At 42.6% G+C, this 16,967-nt stretch carries 15 protein-coding genes; 10 read left to right on the top strand and 5 right to left on the bottom strand.

The genetic code is table 11. The annotated features are described in order from the left end of the window. Positions 1-357: 357 nt before the first annotated feature. Positions 358-837, top strand: a complete 480-nt coding sequence (locus tag GJB62_RS07340) for a YbjN domain-containing protein (protein WP_114082430.1) — start codon at positions 358-360, stop codon at positions 835-837. 38 nt (positions 838-875) lie between these two features. Further along, a complete protein-coding gene (locus tag GJB62_RS07335) occupies positions 876-1,601 on the top strand; it encodes a biotin/lipoate A/B protein ligase family protein (RefSeq protein WP_114082431.1) in 726 nt (241 codons plus the stop codon). 195 nt (positions 1,602-1,796) lie between these two features. On the opposite strand, the gene rppA is transcribed toward GJB62_RS07335, so the two are convergent. Next, positions 1,797-2,495, bottom strand: coding sequence for a two-component system response regulator RppA (gene rppA / locus GJB62_RS07330; protein ID WP_114082433.1), 699 nt, complete (start codon positions 2,493-2,495; stop codon positions 1,797-1,799). A gap of 66 nt (positions 2,496-2,561) precedes the next feature. On the opposite strand from rppA, the gene hisG reads away from it, so the two are divergent. From hisG to GJB62_RS07305, 5 genes are all read left to right on the top strand, one after another. After that, positions 2,562-3,206 carry an ATP phosphoribosyltransferase gene (gene hisG / locus GJB62_RS07325; protein ID WP_114082434.1) on the top strand — a complete coding sequence of 215 codons (645 nt, stop codon included), beginning with the start codon at positions 2,562-2,564 and terminating at the stop codon, positions 3,204-3,206. A gap of 462 nt (positions 3,207-3,668) precedes the next feature. Next, entirely contained in the window at positions 3,669-6,230 is a 2,562-nt protein-coding gene (locus GJB62_RS07320) for a GAF domain-containing protein (RefSeq protein ID WP_114082435.1), read from the top strand. Continuing rightward, on the top strand, positions 6,227-6,673 hold the full coding sequence (locus tag GJB62_RS07315; RefSeq protein ID WP_114082436.1) for a response regulator: 447 nt from the start codon (positions 6,227-6,229) through the stop codon (positions 6,671-6,673). The genes GJB62_RS07320 and GJB62_RS07315 overlap by 4 nt, the downstream gene beginning before the upstream one ends. A 5-nt stretch (positions 6,674-6,678) precedes the next feature. Further along, positions 6,679-8,967, top strand: coding sequence for a response regulator (locus GJB62_RS07310; protein WP_114082437.1), 2,289 nt, complete (start codon positions 6,679-6,681; stop codon positions 8,965-8,967). 182 nt (positions 8,968-9,149) lie between these two features. After that, on the top strand, positions 9,150-10,061 hold the full coding sequence (locus tag GJB62_RS07305) for a hypothetical protein (protein WP_114082438.1): 912 nt from the start codon (positions 9,150-9,152) through the stop codon (positions 10,059-10,061). Between the two features lie 203 nt (positions 10,062-10,264). On the opposite strand, the gene ychF is transcribed toward GJB62_RS07305, so the two are convergent. From ychF to yidD, 3 genes are all read right to left on the bottom strand, one after another. Next, positions 10,265-11,356, bottom strand: coding sequence for a redox-regulated ATPase YchF (gene ychF, locus GJB62_RS07300; protein ID WP_114082439.1), 1,092 nt, complete (start codon positions 11,354-11,356; stop codon positions 10,265-10,267). 45 nt (positions 11,357-11,401) lie between these two features. After that, a complete protein-coding gene (locus GJB62_RS07295) occupies positions 11,402-11,629 on the bottom strand; it encodes a hypothetical protein (protein ID WP_114082440.1) in 228 nt (75 codons plus the stop codon). Between the two features lie 199 nt (positions 11,630-11,828). Continuing rightward, complete coding sequence (gene yidD / locus GJB62_RS07290) at positions 11,829-12,065, bottom strand: membrane protein insertion efficiency factor YidD (protein WP_012412579.1); 237 nt, start codon at positions 12,063-12,065, stop codon at positions 11,829-11,831. Positions 12,066-12,126: 61 nt separating this feature from the next. On the opposite strand from yidD, the gene GJB62_RS07285 reads away from it, so the two are divergent. Next, the gene (locus tag GJB62_RS07285; protein WP_114082441.1) at positions 12,127-12,828 is read left to right on the top strand and encodes a diacylglycerol/polyprenol kinase family protein; all 702 of its coding nucleotides are present in this window, start codon (positions 12,127-12,129) and stop codon (positions 12,826-12,828) included. Positions 12,829-12,940: 112 nt separating this feature from the next. Next, entirely contained in the window at positions 12,941-13,645 is a 705-nt protein-coding gene (locus GJB62_RS07280; protein ID WP_114082442.1) for a Uma2 family endonuclease, read from the top strand. Between the two features lie 54 nt (positions 13,646-13,699). Here the strand turns inward: GJB62_RS07280 and miaA are convergent, their stop codons facing one another. Beyond that, positions 13,700-14,608, bottom strand: coding sequence for a tRNA (adenosine(37)-N6)-dimethylallyltransferase MiaA (gene miaA / locus GJB62_RS07275; protein WP_114082443.1), 909 nt, complete (start codon positions 14,606-14,608; stop codon positions 13,700-13,702). A 197-nt stretch (positions 14,609-14,805) separates the two neighbouring features. On the opposite strand from miaA, the gene gyrB reads away from it, so the two are divergent. Further along, complete coding sequence (gyrB, locus tag GJB62_RS07270) at positions 14,806-16,743, top strand: DNA topoisomerase (ATP-hydrolyzing) subunit B (protein ID WP_114082444.1); 1,938 nt, start codon at positions 14,806-14,808, stop codon at positions 16,741-16,743. The last annotated feature ends 224 nt before the right edge of the window (positions 16,744-16,967 follow it).

Here is a 16,967-nt window from a genome sequence, read left to right as displayed (position 1 = left end):
ATTATGTACATTGACAAAATGGAGAAATGCTACTTCTGTGGAATGCAAGTAAAGTACTACCCTGTGCCTGAATTGCTTTTAGGATCTTGCTGTATAAATTTAGCCCACTATAAATCTAAGCAAATCATCAAGCCCGTAATACTTCCTCTTACCAAGTGACGAAATGGAGATTATGCCCTGACAGAGGCGGAAGGCAAGCCTTTGCATTTATCAGGGGTAACTTATTTTACTCCCTGCTCCCTGCCCCCGAATTGTCTAGAGTGAAAGTAGACCCAAAAGTAAGCTCAAACTAACTGCCTCCACAAGTTATAAAGTATGTGTAGATGAAACAGCGAGTATATTGAGAAAAAAATCTGTATGGCAAGCTACCAAGAAACCGTAACTAGTGACGAATCCATTAATGAGCTAATCGCCGAGACAACAGGCATTAACCATCTGGAGGTGATTGAAAATGTCATCGACTCTTTAGAACAAGATGATAGTGCGATGGTTAGCCATACTCCAGAGGGTGGCTATCTCTGGAAGTTTAAGTATGGAAGTGTGCAGGTATATGTCCAACTCAACGGTACAACCGATGAAGACACCATAACGGTTTGGTCTGCGGTGCTAAATTTACCTGCTAAAGATGAACCCAGATTGCTGCGTTATCTGTTGGAGTTGAACTGCTCCAGCACTTTTGAAGCGCGTTTTGGTATTATAGAAAACAGAGTGGTTGTGATCTCAACACGCACCTTAGCGGAGTTATCTCCTGGCGAAGTGTCTCGGCTCATTACCATTGTGGCAACAATCGCTGATAACAACGATGAAGCCTTACAAACTGAATTTGGTGCAACTTAAGGAATTTTAGATTTTGGATTGGGCTGATACTGCATTAGATGTATAGCAAGCTGGTGTGGCGACTAATTCCTTTGCTAGAGGCGGCTGGTAATGTGCAAATGGCCATTGACAACTGGTTACTAGAACAGCACCAGTCTGGAAAGCATCCGTCAACTCTGCGCTTTTATACCTGGTCGCCATCTGCCATTTCTCTTGGCTATCATCAACGCCAATACCCTGAATATTGGCAAAATTTGACTTGGCAAGGGCAGAAATTAGATTTAGTGCAACGTCCTACTGGTGGACGGGCCGTATTACACCAAGGTGATTTAACTTACGCTGTAGTCACATCTGGAATTACGGGTAGTCGCCTCCAGGTGTACGAAAAAATTTGTGAGTTTTTGATTCAAGGATGGCGATCGCTCGGCGTAGAATTACATTACGGTACAGAAGGGCGAGGTTACATCCACAACCCTAACTGTTTTGGCACAGCAACCAGTGCAGATTTAGTTTTGGCAGATGGTACCAAACTCATTGGTAGCGCTCAACTGCGACGTAGTAGGGCAATTTTGCAACATGGTTCCATCCGTTTGCAACCCGATGCTGAACTGTTTGCTCAAGTATTTGGTGCAGAATCTTTTACTACTGTACAACTACCTCAAAGTCTGAGTGTGGAAAAGATTATTGCAGATTTAATCACCGCAGCTAGTGATTGTTTTAATATGCAGATAGAGTTACAACCCCTCTCGCCCTCTGAGTGGGAAGAAATTTTGGCAAAACTATGATTTTCTTACTAAGTTATAGCGCTTCTGGGTTGAGTTAAATACAGACCTAACCCCCAGCCCCTTCCCTTGCAGGGAAGGGGAGTGTGGGGAGTGTGGGGAGTGTGGGGAGTGTGGGGAGTGTGCGGGGTCAGATTTCTTCCCCATCCTCCCACACCTCCCACACCCCTTGGATTTCTCACTTGTGAGAAATCCAGGCTAAACAGACTCCACAGAGGAAGCACCGAAACGATAGCCTTTGCCGTAGACTGTGTGAATCAGTGCAGTTTCTCTACCTACCTCAATCTTACGACGCAGCAAACGAATTAATGCTGCAATCACATTACTACTGGGTTGTTCTTCCTCTTGCCACAAATTTTCCATAATTTGGGCATGAGTCATTAGCTGTCCAGTGTGTTCCATAAAATATTGCAGCAACTGGCTTTCTTTTTGCGATAGCTCAATTATTCGTCCTTGGCGATAGGCGACTTGATTTTCACAATCTAGTTCTAAATCAGCGACGGTTAAACGTCCGGTGGTGGTTTCATAGGTTTGGGAACCAGAACGACGCAATAAAGCCCGGACTCTAGCTAGTAACTCACGCAGTTCAAAAGGTTTAACTAAATAGTCATCCGCGCCAGCATCTAAACCTTCTACACGGTCATCGAGAGTATCTTTAGCTGTGAGAAACAGCACGGGAGTGGTTTTGCCTTGTCGTCGCAATTGCTGACAAATTTCTAACCCCGTTTTTCCTGGTAGCATCCAATCTAAAATTAGTAGGTCATAACTGCCTACTTGTGCATATTCGCTGCCAATTGTGCCATCGAAAGCGGCATCCACAATGTAACCCTCACGAGTCAACAAGCGACTCAAGGGTTCAGTTAGTTCAACTTCATCATCAACTAATAAAATTCTCATGCTGCTGTGGTAAGCATATAGAGATATTATTCAACTGCTGGATCGCCAAGGATATTAAGAAAAAGAATGCTGACTGTTGCATTGCCAAAAGGGGAACTCCTTAAAAATAGCATCCGCTTGCTACAATCTGTGGGATTAGATTTTAGCGCTTTTTTAGATTCAGGAACTCGCCAACTTCAAATTCCTGATACTAAGGGACTTGCAAAAGCTTTGTTGGTGCGGGCGCAGGATGTGCCTGTCTATGTAGAATATGGTCAAGCACAACTGGGTGTTGTTGGTTACGATGTGCTGCGGGAGAAGCAGCCGCAAGTCGCCCACTTGGTAGATTTGCAGTTTGGGTATTGTCGGATGTCAGTGGCGGTACAAGCATCAAGTTCTTACCGATCGCCTTTAGATTTACCACCGCATGGTAGAGTTGCTTCAAAATATGTGAATTGCGCTCGTGAATATTTTCACAGTCTAGATTTACCCGTGGAAATCGTACCGTTGTATGGTTCAGTGGAATTAGGCCCGATTACTGGAATGTCAGAAGCGATCGTGGATTTGGTTTCTACAGGGCGGACTATGCGCGAAAATGGTTTAATTGAAATCGCTACCCTGTATGAAAGCACAGCGCGGTTGATTGCCCATCCTCTGAGTTACCGTATGAACACAGGTAATGTGAGTGATGTAATTGCCAAGCTGCGGGAAGCAGTTTTGGTAGAGGTTTAACAGTTAAGTTGGTCGGCGCAATTAAAGCTAACTGTCATTGGTCATTTGTCATTTGTCATCAGTAAGGGTTTTAAGCCTATTTACGTTTCGTAACATACTTGACTTTTTTCGCGCCAACTTACTTACAGCAGAATTCAGAAATAAAACTAAGGTTTTCATCAAAAAATCATGATTTTCATCAACAAAATCATGATTTTTCTCACCACAACCTTTGATGTAGTGACAAATGACTAGCAGATAGTCTGCAACAATTAAATCTCATCATGCCGACTAAATTTGTTTACACTAGGATTAGTGCGATGGCGTACCCGCCTGCCGTAGAAGTACGACAAAATTGAAACAGAATTCCCTGAACAGCCAAAGGCGGGGAAATGACTAATAATTGTTAACAAAAGTTAAGCTACTCTTGAGACAGTCATCCTGTTGACTGAAATATTACATTTAGATTTTTCATAAAAATTAATGAAAGCTGGACAAATTGATACAGAAATAGCGCGGCTAGAAGCCCTCCGCCAGTATCAAATTCTTGACACTGAACCCGAAGAAGCTTACGACAATCTTGCTCAGTTAGCAGCATTTATTTGTGGTACTTCTATCTCTTTGGTAAATTTTATTGATGAAAACCGTCAATGGTTTAAGGCAAAAGTAGGTTTAGATGTATCAGAAATGCCCCGGAGTATTGGGTTATCTTACCTTTGCCAAGAGCGGCGTAACGTTGTGGTGGTTCCTGATACCCTAGCTGACGAAAAATTAGCAAATAATCCGGTAGTAACTGGCTATCCTTATGTACGGTTTTATGCAGGTGTACCCTTAATTACTCCCAAGGGAGATATGCTGGGAACTCTGTGTGTAATTGACCAAGTTCCAAAAGAATTGAGCCAAAAACAAGTAGAGGCGCTTGTGGCTCTGAGTCGCTTGGTAATCGACCAACTAGAACTTAGGCGTTATGTAACTGAGGTATCTGAAGTTACTGAAAAGCTCATGGCACAGGAGCAAGCAGCCCGCGTCCAGTCGGAAGCTGCGAGAACCCGCATCAATAATCTTCTTGAAAGCATCACTGATGGGTTTTTTGCCCTGGATAAAAAGTCGCGATTCACCTACATTAATGGTCAAGCAGAACGGCTGTTGCAAAAAAAACAAAATGAGCTTCTGGGTAAAAACATCTGGGAAGTGTTTCCAGAAATTATCGGCACAACATTTTACCGTGAGTATCACAGGGCAATCTTAGAACAGGTGAGTGTGGAATTTGAGGAGTTTTATCCACCACTAAACTGCTGGCTTCAAGTCCATGCCTATCCTGCAAAAGACGGCTTGTCTATTTATTTTCAAGACATTACTGAACGGCGGCGAACAGTAGAAGCACTACGAGAAAGTGAAGAACGTTGGCAATTAGCATTACATGGTAATAATGATGGCATTTGGGATTGGAACCTTAAGACTAATGAAGTGTTCTTCTCAACTCGGTGGAAGGAAATACTCGGTTATAAAGACCACGAAGTTTCCAACGGTTGGGACGAATGGATAAAACGAATCCACCCCGATGAGCGAGATTGGGTACTTCAAGCCTTCCAAGACCACTTTGCCAAGAAAACACCGTTTTATGTCTGTGAATATCGAGTCCAGTGCCAAGACGGCAGCTATAAATGGATTCTAGATCGAGGACAAGCACTTTGGGACGCATTGGGTGATATAGTTCGAATGGTGGGTTCTTATACAGATATCACAGATCGCAAGCAGGCAGATGAAGAATTAAAGCGGCAGAATTTGCGATCGCAATTATTTGCAGAAATCACCCTGAAAATTCGAGAATCTTTACAAATAGATGAAATTCTTCAAACCACGGTGACAGAGGTACAAAAATTACTCCAAGCTGACCGAGTTTTAATTTTTCGACTAGAGTCTGATGGTTCGGGAACAGTAGTGCAAGAGGCGGTGATACCTGGTTGGCCCGTAATTCTGAGAAAAAATCTTTTTGACCCCTGCTTTAAAGAAGAATACATAGAAAGATATCGCCAGGGCAGAGTCAGTGCTATGGAAGACATTGAAACTGCTCACATTCAACCATGCCATCGAGAATTTCTTCAGCAGTTTGCTGTCAGAGCTAATCTCGTTGTACCAATTCTCGTCAGAGATGGCATTTGGGGCTTGTTGCTGGCTCATCAGTGTGCCGCACCTCGAAAGTGGAATAACTTTGAGACGGAGTTGTTAAAGCTACTAGCTAATCAAATTGGCATTGCTTTATCTCAAGCGCAACTATTAGAAAAAGAAACCCAGCAAAGTCAAGAACTAGTCCGTTCTAATGCGGAATTGGAACAGTTTGCTTATGTGGCTTCCCATGACTTACAAGAGCCGTTACGGATGGTAACAAGTTATTTACAGCTACTAGAGCGAAGATACAAAAATCAACTTGATGCCAATGCCGATCAGTTTATCACCTACGCAGTAGATGGGGCGCGGCGAATGCAGACCCTAATCAACGATTTGTTGAACTATTCCCGCGTCAGCACCCGTGGACAGCCATTTAAGTTAGTTGATTGTGATGTCATCTTACAGCAGGCGATCGCTAATCTCCAAATTGCGATCGCAGATAATCAGGCAATTGTCACTCACGAACCTCTTCCTGAAGTGATGGCTGATACTACCCAACTCACACAAGTATTTCAAAACCTGATTGGCAACGCGATCAAATTTTGCCAGAATCAGCAGCCACAAATTCACATTGGGGTAGCCAAGCCAAATCCAAACTCAGACAAAGAAAGTTTAAATTCTATACCATTGGCAGATGAATGGTTATTCTCGATACGTGATAATGGGATTGGTTTGGAATCCCAGTATGCAGAACGTATTTTTATAATTTTTCAGCGCTTGCACGGTAGAGACAAGTATCCTGGTACTGGAATTGGTCTGGCAATTTGTAAAAAAATTATAGAACGTCACGGCGGCAGGATCTGGGTTGAATCGAAACCGGGTCAAGGCTCGACTTTCTACTTCACAATTCCAGATAGAGCAGGTAAGCAATCGTGAGCGTTATAACAGCGATTATGCCTATTGAGGTTTTGTTAGTAGAGGACAATCCTGGCGATGCCCAACTTACACGCATCGCCTTAGAAGATAGTAAAATCTCGATTAACCTCAACGTCGTCGAAGATGGTGTGGAGGCGATGGCATTCTTGCGAAAACAAGAAAAATATGTTAAGGCAGTCCATCCCGATATTGTGTTGCTCGATTTAAATCTCCCCAGAAAAGATGGGCGGGAGGTACTGGCAGAAATCAAAGGAGATGAAAAGCTCAAGCGAATTCCTGTGGTAATTCTGACGACTTCCCAAGCTGAAGAAGACATCCTCAAAGCATATAATTTATGTGCAAACTGTTATATAACTAAGCCAGTAGATTTCGATCAATTCGTTAAAATTGTACAATCAATAGAAAATTTTTGGTTTGCGATCGTAAAACTGCCACCGGAGTAGTGGAAATGGCAGGTAAAAATATTAAAGTCTTGTTAGTAGAAGATAACCCTGGTGATGTTTTATTATTACAGGAGCTTTTAAAGGAAGTTACCACAGTTGTAGTTGATTTGATGCCCGTTGAGCGGCTTTCGGAAGCAATTAACTACTTAGCAAAGGAAATTTTTGATGTGATTCTACTAGACCTCTCGCTGCCAGATAGCCAGGGGCTAGAAACCTTTGTCATCGCTCACCATCAGGCTAAAGCTACTCCCATAATTGTGCTGACGGGTATAAATGATGAAACCCTAGCAATTAGGGCGATGCAAGAAGGAGCGCAGGATTATTTGGTGAAAGGGCAAGTAACTGGCGACTTGCTGGTACGTTCCATGCGTTATGCCATCGAACGTCAACGGGCAGACGACGCATTGCGCCATAGTGAGGAGCGATTTCGGGTGGCCCTCAAAAACTCTCCCATCTTTGTCTACAACCAAGATATAGATTTACGCTACACCTGGGTTTATAATCCGCCATCTGGATTGACAGTTGAGGAAATATTAGGGAAACAAGACTTGGATATTATCCCAGGTGAAGATGCTCAACGTCTTACCACAATTAAACGTGGGGTGCTAACCACTGGTATAGGAACGCGAGAGGAAGTATCAATTACAATCAAAGATATAACTCGATATTACGATTTGACAGTTGAGCCATTGCGGAATGAGTCGCAAGAAATTCTCGGCGTGACATGCGCCAGTATTGATATTAGCGAACGACAAGCTGCGCTACGCGAACGCAAATTGGCAGAAGAAAAAATCCGCGAACAAGCAGCATTACTAGATGTCACCACAGATGCCATTTGCGTGCGAGATTTAAACAATCAAATTATTTTCTGGAACAAAGGCGCAGAAACACTTTACGGCTGGAAAGCTACAGAAGCTTGGGGCAAAAATGCTACTGAGCTTTTGTTTGACGAACCTTCACCAGAAATCGAAGCGGCTCTTTTACAAGCTACTAGTAAAGGTAAGTGGCAGGGCGAGTTAACTAAACTGACTAAAATGGGAAAGGAAATCCTTGTTGCGAGTCGTTGGAGTTTGGTGTGCAGCGAACAAGGAAAACCTAAAGCGATTCTCACCGTTGACACAGATATTACCGATAAAAAACATCTAGAAGCCCAATTATTTCGCGCCCAACGCTTGGAAAGTATTGGCACCTTAGCTAGTGGCATTGCTCACGACCTCAACAATATCCTGACACCGATTTTGGCAGGAGCGCAACTCTTACCACTCAAATTTCCCGATGCAGATGAGCGGACTCGCCATCTACTGGAAATTTTGGAAATCAATGCTAGACGCGGGGCTGATTTAGTCAAACAGGTGCTGTCCTTTGCACGGGGTGTAGAAGGGAAACGTATCACTTTGCAACTCAGACATCTGATTGTGGAAGTTGCCAAGATTCTTAAAGAGACATTTCCCAGATCCATACAAATCAGCACCGATGTCCTGCAAGATTTGTGGATGGTTTCTGGAGATAGCACCCAACTGCATCAAGTATTGATGAACCTCTGCGTTAATGCCCGCGATGCAATGCCAAATGGCGGTAATTTGAGTATTATTGCTGAAAATCTGTTGATTGATGAAAATTATGCCCGCATGAACCTGGAAGCCAAAGAGGGGCCTTACATAGTAATTACTGTCTCCGATACGGGAGTTGGGATTCCTAAAGAAATCTTAGATAGAATTTTCGAGCCATTCTTTACCACAAAAGATGTTGGAAAAGGCACAGGGTTAGGACTTTCCACCGTGCTGGGAATTATTAAAAGCCACGGTGGTTTTGTGAATGTCTATAGCGAAGTGGGAAGTGGCACTAGCTTTAAGGTTTACTTGCCAGCAGTGGAGGGAATGGAAACATTTACTCCCGAAGAATTGCCACCACAGACGGGACATGGAGAATTGATTTTGATTGTGGATGATGAAGTTGCCATTCAAGAGATTACCAAAACATCACTGGAAACTCATAACTACAAAACCCTAATTGCCAATGATGGCATTGAAGCGATCGCGCTCTACGCTCAAAACCGAGATAAAATTAGTGCCGTACTGATGGATATTATGCTACCATCACTCGATGGTTTAACTGCCATCCGTACCCTGCAAAAAATTAACCCCAAAGTCAGAATTATTGCCAGCAGTGGACTTATGTCTGAAAATAAGCTCAGTTCAGTAGCTGCTATTGGTGTCAATACATTTTTGGTCAAGCCCTATACTGTCAACGAATTATTGGTTTCTTTACAGAAAGTACTATCGGGAGCCAACTAAATACGTAATCACACTGCTAAATATAGGGATAAAATACTACTTGCTTGTGCAGGTGAAAATTTTTCGGATTTGATATGATTGGGCATCGACCAACACACTTCTATTACGGAGTGTAGCGAGTGGGAAGAGTTTTTTTAACCCCACACCCAATGCTTAATACCCCATGCCCAATCCCTTTTAATATGCCTCGGTTTCTCAAGTTAATTATAAATATAGTAGTCTTGAGTGCATTGTTACTCATATCTGTGCAAGTTTGGGCGCAAGATTGGCGACCAGTTCGCGGTGGTATCCCTTTCGGGATCAGTGGTATGGCTTTGATAAAGCAGCAAAGCAATACCCTAGATTTTCTAATCGTCCATGACAACAAAAAACCCAATCAAACCCGTTTAGCAATTATTAGTATTAAAGGAAAAAACCAACCTGAATATTTCCCATTAAAGTGGCCAAGTAACATAGAATTGCCCATCGACTTAGAAGCTTTAACATCTATTCCTGAGAAAACAAAATTCTCTTTTATCGCTTTAAGCAGTTCTGGCAAAGCTTATTTTATCAGGTTAAACCCTGCCAATCAAACTATCTTGGTTCTCAAAGAATTCAATCTACCAGAAATTATTCAAGGAAATAATTTTGAAGGATTTGGATTACAAAATATAGACGGAAAATTAGTTGCTATTTGGGCACATCGAGGCGAAGGTGAACAACCAGCAACTATATTTTGGGGAGTGTTTGACTTGGCTAAATATCAAATTACTCTCGCAGGTTCTGCCAATCTGAAAGTACCGTTTCCATCTGGCAATGTACGTCATATATCAGACATTAAGGTAGACCCTGTAGGAATTGTGTACATCACCTCAGCAAATGATGCCGGAGACGATGGCCCATTTCAGTCAGCTGTGTATGTCGCTGGTTATCTGGGATTGCGTGATCACAAAATTGTATGGCAGCAAAATTCTCAACTTGTTCCTCTTTACCGCTCTGATTACCACAAAATTGAAGGTATGGAACTTGTTCCCGGTGCAGAAGGCGGTGTGATTATTGGTACGGATGATGAGAATTTTGGTTCCTATGTATACATGGTGGGTGGGAGTAACTGAGCGATATGTCCTTTAATAACCTGTGGAAACTGCTATCTGAAAACAGATTACTGGTTTATTTGCGTTTATTTGCGATCGCCTAACAACTCCTTAAGGAGTGTCAAAGTATACAGTGCGATGGCGTACCCGCCCACCCTAGGCGATCGCAATTTGGTATAAGTTGACCATTATCTGATTGATAACGGCCACTTAATTAATTATCCCTACACATTAAATCGGAACAACATTACATCCCCTTCCTGCACAACATACTCTTTTCCTTCACTGCGAACCAACCCTTTTTCCTTCGCAGCATTCATCGAACCAGTTGTTACCAAATCTTTATAAGCGACAGTTTCAGCGCGAATAAATCCCCGCTCAAAATCACTGTGGATTACACCAGCAGCTTGAGGTGCAGACATTCCGGCATTAATTGTCCAAGCGCGGGTTTCTTTGGGGCCGCAGGTAAAATATGTCCGCAAGCCTAGAAGCGAGTAAGTTGCCCGAATCAACGATTTCAAACCGCCTTCTTCCACACCTAAAGACGCAAGAAAATCAGCTTTATCTTCCTCTGGTAATTCCACTAATTCAGCTTCAACTTGAGCCGAAACTATCACAACTTGGGCATTTTCTGTTGCTGCGATTTGCCGCACTGTTTCCACAAAATGATTACCAGTTGCCAACTCATCTTCAGATACATTCGCGGCGTAGATAATCGGTTTATAAGTGAGCAAATCCAGCCCTTTAATAATTACTTCTTCTTCTTCATTCAAACTTATCTGACGCACTGATTTACCTTCATTTAAAGCCGCAGCTAATTTTTCTAAAACTGTGATTTCAAACTGTGCATCTTTGTTGGTACGAGCTTGTTTGCGAGTGCGATCAATTCGCCGCTCAATTTGTGATAAATCTGATAAACCCAATTCTATATTAATGATTTCAATATCTCGTGCTGGATCAACAGAACCAGCAACGTGGATAATATCGTCATTTTCAAAACAACGTACCACATGGACAATCGCATCAACTTCTCGGATGTGGGACAGGAATTGGTTTCCTAGTCCCTCACCCTGACTTGCACCTTTAACTAAACCAGCAATATCTACAAATTCCACCCGCGCCGGGATAGTTTGTACCGAAGTGGCAATCTTAGCAAGAACATTTAACCGTTCATCCGGTACTGCGACAACGCCGACATTCGGTTCAATCGTGCAAAAAGGGAAGTTAGCTGCTTCTGCCTTGGCATTAGCAACTACAGCATTAAATAAAGTAGATTTTCCGACGTTGGGAAGTCCGACAATTCCGGCTCTTAGCATTTTGGATTTTAGATTTGAGATTTTGGATTACATTACCAAGGTAATCTAAACAGGTTCCGGTATGGTTTGAGGAATTGGCCCTGGAACCGTCTGAGGAATAGGAGCAGGTACTGTTTCTGGTACAGGCCCCGGCAAGGGTTGAGGAATCGCTGGCCCCGGTACAGGTTCAGGACTAGGTAGCGGATTCGGCTCAGGATTGGGACTAGGTAGCGGACTCGGGCCAGGAGTAGGAATTTGTGGTTCTGGTATAGAAATCGCAGTAGGATTAATCATCGTAAGTCTAAATTAAATTATTCAACCTTCCCACGCTAGATGACAACCTCATCTGTTGACATCTCCCCAAATACCTATACTCACGAATACATCCTTTAATAATTTACCCCTCTTCTCATTCTCTGCGCCCCTCTGCGCTTCTCTCCGCGCCCCTCTGCGTTTAAACTCCACCCCTCAATTCTCCACCATTTGCACAAAACTACTCCTCCTTCACCTTTTCCACCACCTCCGGCACTGGATCGTAACCACCTGGATGAAACGGATGACAGCGCAAAATCCGCCGAGTTGCCATCCAGCTACCACGTAACACTCCAAATCGTTCAATAGCTTCAATAGCATACATCGAACAAGTTGGTTGAAAGCGACAAGTCGGGAGAAACAACGGCGAGATAAACATTCGGTAGCCCCGAATCAGCCAAATAAATAATAGTTTCATTGCAGTTACCTAAATCTTATAAATTAGTAACAGAGGTAAAATTTTTCATTTTGTTACATCTTTGTTGATTACATTTTCTGACTTAACCTCAATTCCGATTTTATGGCTGCAAATTGCGATTACTGCAATTTGGGTGTTACTCATCCTTCTGATTGCAGGGGTGGTAAACCGCTTTGCCAACAAGCCAGAAATCGTGCGGAAGATAGTTCATATTGGCACTGGTAATGTAATTTTACTTGCTTGGTGGCTAGATATCCCCGCCAGTGTAGGGATTACAGCTTCCATTCTAGCGAGTGCAATCACCTTATTATCCTACCGATTGCCTATTCTTCCTGGTATTAATAGCGTTGGGCGGCAAAGTTTCGGGACATTTTTTTACTCTGTTAGTTTCGGTATTTTAGTTGCCAGCTTCTGGTACTTACAACAACCTCAGTACGCAGCCCTAGGAATTTTGATCATGACTTGGGGAGATGGACTAGCAGCCTTAATTGGACAACGCTTTGGTACACACAAATATAAAGTCTTTGGTACACAAAAAAGTTGGGAAGGCTCCCTAACTATGATGCTGGTTAGCTATTTCATCAGTATTTTGATTTTAGTTGGAACTCAAGGAAACAGTTGGCAAACTTGGGTAATATCACTTGCGGTTGCATTTATCGCTACAGTTTTAGAGGCTTTTTCTTTTTTGGGTATTGATAATTTGACAGTCCCTTTGGGTAGTGCAGCCCTTGCCTTCTTTTTAAGTCAGTTAGTCTATTTCTAATTGAGCAAACAAGAGATACTTGCCCGATACGTTTCTCTAAATATCTAGTTCAGCACTCTTCTATCCCCAATCAATTAACCTAGAAATAACGCTCTTAATACTGGATAAAGTCATGGTTCAGCAAGTTCTAATCAATGATGATGATTACTATGTGCCAGATGCTAACCAGTTAGTCACTGAAAATGACACTTTAGATAATTTTGCTACTTCCAAACAGAAACGCCTTTTAATTGGCTCTCTTTACAGTTCTCTACAAAACCAAACTTTTTTAGCTGAAGCGAATGTAGGTATTTACTACACAGACCTTCAACCACCTATTGTACCTGATGTCTTTCTCAGCTTAGATGTCCAAGTACCTCAAAATTGGTGGGAGAAACAAAATCGTTGTTATATGGTTTGGCGTTTTGGCAAACCTCCAGAAGTTGTCCTCGAAATTGTCTCTAATAAAGAAGGTGATGAACTGGAGAAAAAACTACGAATTTATGAACACATGCGGGCTAGTTACTACATCGTCTATGACCCAAATCAGCAATTAGCAGAAAAAATCCTGCATGTTTATGAACTTAGAGGAACACGCTACTTTGAAACTTCAGAAACTTGGTTAGAACAAGTTGGTTTAGGTATAACTCTATGGGAAGGTAAATTTGAAGATAGACAGGATACTTGGTTACGCTGGTGCTACCAAGATGGTACTGTTTTGCTAACTGGAGATGAACGCGCCGAACAGGAACGACAACGCGCCGAACAAGCTGAACAACGCACCCAAATTTTAGCAGAACGGCTACGAGCTATGGGCATCGATCCCGAAACTCTCTAGGACACTCATGTAAAAACGCGAAAATTTTGCGTCTTTATAATATGAGCAAAAATCTCACGAAGAATGAGCGCAATTTGTAAACTCATTTATCCTGTGCCAAACCTTATCTAATAAATCAGGATTATTCGCATCAAACCATTCAATTTGGGGATATGCGCGAAACCAAGTGCGTTGTCGCTTGGCAAATTGTCGTGTATGCAAAACTATTAACTCTTTCGCTTCATCTAAGGAAATATCCCCAGCTAAATATTGCTTGATTTCTTGATAGCCCAAAGTATTCAACAAAGACAAATCAGTGCCATATTTTTGACAAAGATATTCCACCTCCGCAACCAAACCATCTGCTATCATTTGGTCAGTACGCTGTTTAATCCGATTCCCCAACTTTTCAACATCGCAATCCAAACCAATTTGCAAAATCGGATAATTCGGCGGATTCTCCCCTTGTTGTTCGGAAATCGGGCATCCAGTAACATAATATACCTCTAATGCTCTTAGAGTTCGTACTGAATCATTAGCATGAATTTTTTGTGCTGCAACGGGGTCAACTTGTTGTAACATGGCGTAGAGTTGAAGCTGACCTAGAGATTCAAGTTGCGATCGCAATTCGGTTTGTGGTGCAACTCTCGGAATTTTCATTCCTTGAACAATGGAACGGATATATAAACCAGTACCACCAACTAGCAAAAGTGGCGTAACATCAACAGAAGCAATTAACGCTTGTGTTTGTTCCTGGTAGTCTGCTACTGTCATCGTGTCTGTGGGATCGCAGATATCTATTAAATAGTGCGGCACTAATTTTTGTTCAGCCACAGTTGGTTTTGCCGTCCCAATATCAAACTTACGGTAAACTTGACGAGAATCGGCACTAATAATTACAGAACCCAACCGCATCGCCAAAGCCAAAGCCAAACTCGATTTACCCGTTGCCGTCGCCCCACAAATCACAATTAATTTAGTCATTAGTCATTAATCATTAATTTTCTTCTCTTTCTCCCATGCCCACGTTTGCCCTTATTGCATGGTAGTGCAACCCTAGTATAAACTTCTCTTGAAAATGCCCTACAGACGCTAGCAGGGCTTTTGTGTTACAATTTTGGAGTGTTTTTGCTTTTATTTATTTTTAGGCGAGTTTAACCCCACGCATCAGGAGAGTTTACATGACGAGCAGTTACAGTGCCGATCAGATTCAAGTTCTGGAAGGTCTGGAAGCCGTCCGCAAACGACCAGGAATGTACATTGGTACCACCGGGCCGCGAGGACTCCACCATTTAGTTTACGAGGTGGTGGACAATTCAATCGATGAGGCTTTGGCGGGTCATTGCACTCATATAGAGGTGGATATCAACGCTGATGGTTCCGTAACTGTAACAGATGATGGTCGCGGTATTCCCGTCGATACTCACTCGCGCACCGGGAAATCAGCTTTAGAAACCGTGATGACGGTACTACACGCTGGTGGTAAGTTTGGCGGCGGTGGCTACAAGGTTTCTGGAGGATTGCACGGGGTTGGTATTTCTGTTGTTAATGCCCTATCTGAAGTTGTAGAAGTTACAGTTTGGCGAGATAAAAAGGTTTATCTCCAACGCTATGAACGCGGTATCCCAGTTAGTGAACTGCAAGCAAAGCCTTACAAGGAAGCTAGAACTGGAACTTCTGTCACCTTCAAGCCAGATACTCAAATCTTTACAACTAGCATTGAGTTTGATTACATCACTTTATCGGGTCGCCTACGGGAATTGGCGTATCTGAATGCAGGTGTAAAAATTACCTTTACCGATAACCGTTTAGAACTACTAAAAAGCGATACACCGAAGGTAGAATCCTACAATTACAAGGGTGGGATCAAAGAATATATTGCTTACATGAACCGTGAAAAGCAACCTCTGCATGAAGAAATTATCTATGTACAGGGCGAACGCAACAACGTACAAGTGGAAGTTTCTTTGCAATGGTGTACTGATGCTTATACGGATAATGTGTTAGGTTTTGCTAACAATATTCGTACGGTAGATGGTGGTACGCACTTAGAAGGGTTGAAGGCGGTTTTGACTCGGACATTAAATGCGATCGCACGTAAGCGCAATAAAATTAAAGAGAATGAACCTAACCTCAGTGGCGAACACGTCCGCGAAGGTTTGACTGCGGTAATTTCCGTTAAAGTCCCAGATCCAGAATTTGAAGGACAAACCAAAACCAAACTCGGTAACACCGAAGTGCGGGGGATTGTCGATTCTCTGGTAGGAGAAGTCCTCACTGAATATCTAGAATTTCATCCTGCGATCGCAGATTCAATTTTAGATAAAGCTATCCAAGCTTTCAAAGCCGCAGAAGCAGCACGTCATGCGCGGGAATTAGTTAGACGCAAATCTGTACTAGAATCTTCGCCATTACCTGGTAAATTGGCAGATTGTAGTTCTCGTGACCCTAGCGAATCTGAGATATTCATCGTGGAAGGGGACTCAGCAGGCGGGAGTGCAAAACAAGGACGCGATCGCCGCACTCAAGCTATCTTGCCTCTACGTGGTAAAATTCTTAACATTGAAAAAACCGATGACGCTAAAATTTATAAAAATAACGAAGTTCAATCGTTAATTACAGCCCTCGGTTTAGGTGTCAAAGGTGATGAATTCGATTCCAACCAACTGCGTTATCACCGCATAGTCATTATGACGGATGCTGACGTAGATGGAGCGCACATCCGAACTTTGTTGTTAACATTCTTCTATCGATATCAACGAGCGCTCATCGAACAAGGCTTTATTTATATTGCTTGTCCCCCACTGTTTAAAGTAGAACGGGGACGTAATCATGAGTATTGCTATAGCGATCGCGAAAAGAATCAAGCGATCGCCAAATTCCCTGCTAACGCCAACTATACCATCCAACGCTTCAAAGGTTTGGGTGAAATGATGCCACAACAACTCTGGGATACCACAATGAACCCAGAAACCCGCAAAATGAAGCAAGTCGAAATTGAGGATGCTGCTGAAGCTGATCGCATCTTTACAATTTTAATGGGCGATCGTGTCGCACCCAGACGAGAATTTATCGAAACTTATGGTTCTAAACTCAACTTCACCGATTTAGATATTTAATATCAATTCCCTACCACTACTCTAATAATTTGTGACATTGGTAATGAGTGATACGTTTTCACCCATTACCTTTTTTATTTCCTAGGCTTCTATAAAAATACTTCTTTTGGGTGATGACAAAGCAAGATTTCATAAATGCTTTATACAACTGTACCTCTGCGGTAGCCTTCGCCAAGCCGCTTCTCTACGAGAGGCTACGCCAACCGTCTATGTTATTCCGTAAC

Origin of the sequence: Nostoc sp. ATCC 53789, from assembly GCF_009873495.1 — a bacterium.
Lineage (GTDB): Bacteria > Cyanobacteriota > Cyanobacteriia > Cyanobacteriales > Nostocaceae > Nostoc > Nostoc muscorum_A.
Note: the sequence above shows the minus strand (reverse complement) of the source record. Positions and strands in the feature narration are given on the sequence as shown.

Coding starts and splice junctions, on each gene's coding strand:
- GJB62_RS07335 (WP_114082431.1), top strand. CDS start 876: ATGTATAGCAAGCTGGTGTGGCGACTAATTCCTTTGCTAGAGGCGGCT.
- ychF (WP_114082439.1), bottom strand. CDS start 11,356: ATGCTAAGAGCCGGAATTGTCGGACTTCCCAACGTCGGAAAATCTACT.
- hisG (WP_114082434.1), top strand. CDS start 2,562: ATGCTGACTGTTGCATTGCCAAAAGGGGAACTCCTTAAAAATAGCATC.
- gyrB (WP_114082444.1), top strand. CDS start 14,806: ATGACGAGCAGTTACAGTGCCGATCAGATTCAAGTTCTGGAAGGTCTG.
- GJB62_RS07340 (WP_114082430.1), top strand. CDS start 358: ATGGCAAGCTACCAAGAAACCGTAACTAGTGACGAATCCATTAATGAG.
- rppA (WP_114082433.1), bottom strand. CDS start 2,495: ATGAGAATTTTATTAGTTGATGATGAAGTTGAACTAACTGAACCCTTG.
- GJB62_RS07310 (WP_114082437.1), top strand. CDS start 6,679: ATGGCAGGTAAAAATATTAAAGTCTTGTTAGTAGAAGATAACCCTGGT.
- yidD (WP_012412579.1), bottom strand. CDS start 12,065: ATGAAACTATTATTTATTTGGCTGATTCGGGGCTACCGAATGTTTATC.
- GJB62_RS07305 (WP_114082438.1), top strand. CDS start 9,150: ATGCCTCGGTTTCTCAAGTTAATTATAAATATAGTAGTCTTGAGTGCA.
- miaA (WP_114082443.1), bottom strand. CDS start 14,608: ATGACTAAATTAATTGTGATTTGTGGGGCGACGGCAACGGGTAAATCG.
- GJB62_RS07320 (WP_114082435.1), top strand. CDS start 3,669: ATGAAAGCTGGACAAATTGATACAGAAATAGCGCGGCTAGAAGCCCTC.
- GJB62_RS07280 (WP_114082442.1), top strand. CDS start 12,941: ATGGTTCAGCAAGTTCTAATCAATGATGATGATTACTATGTGCCAGAT.
- GJB62_RS07295 (WP_114082440.1), bottom strand. CDS start 11,629: ATGATTAATCCTACTGCGATTTCTATACCAGAACCACAAATTCCTACT.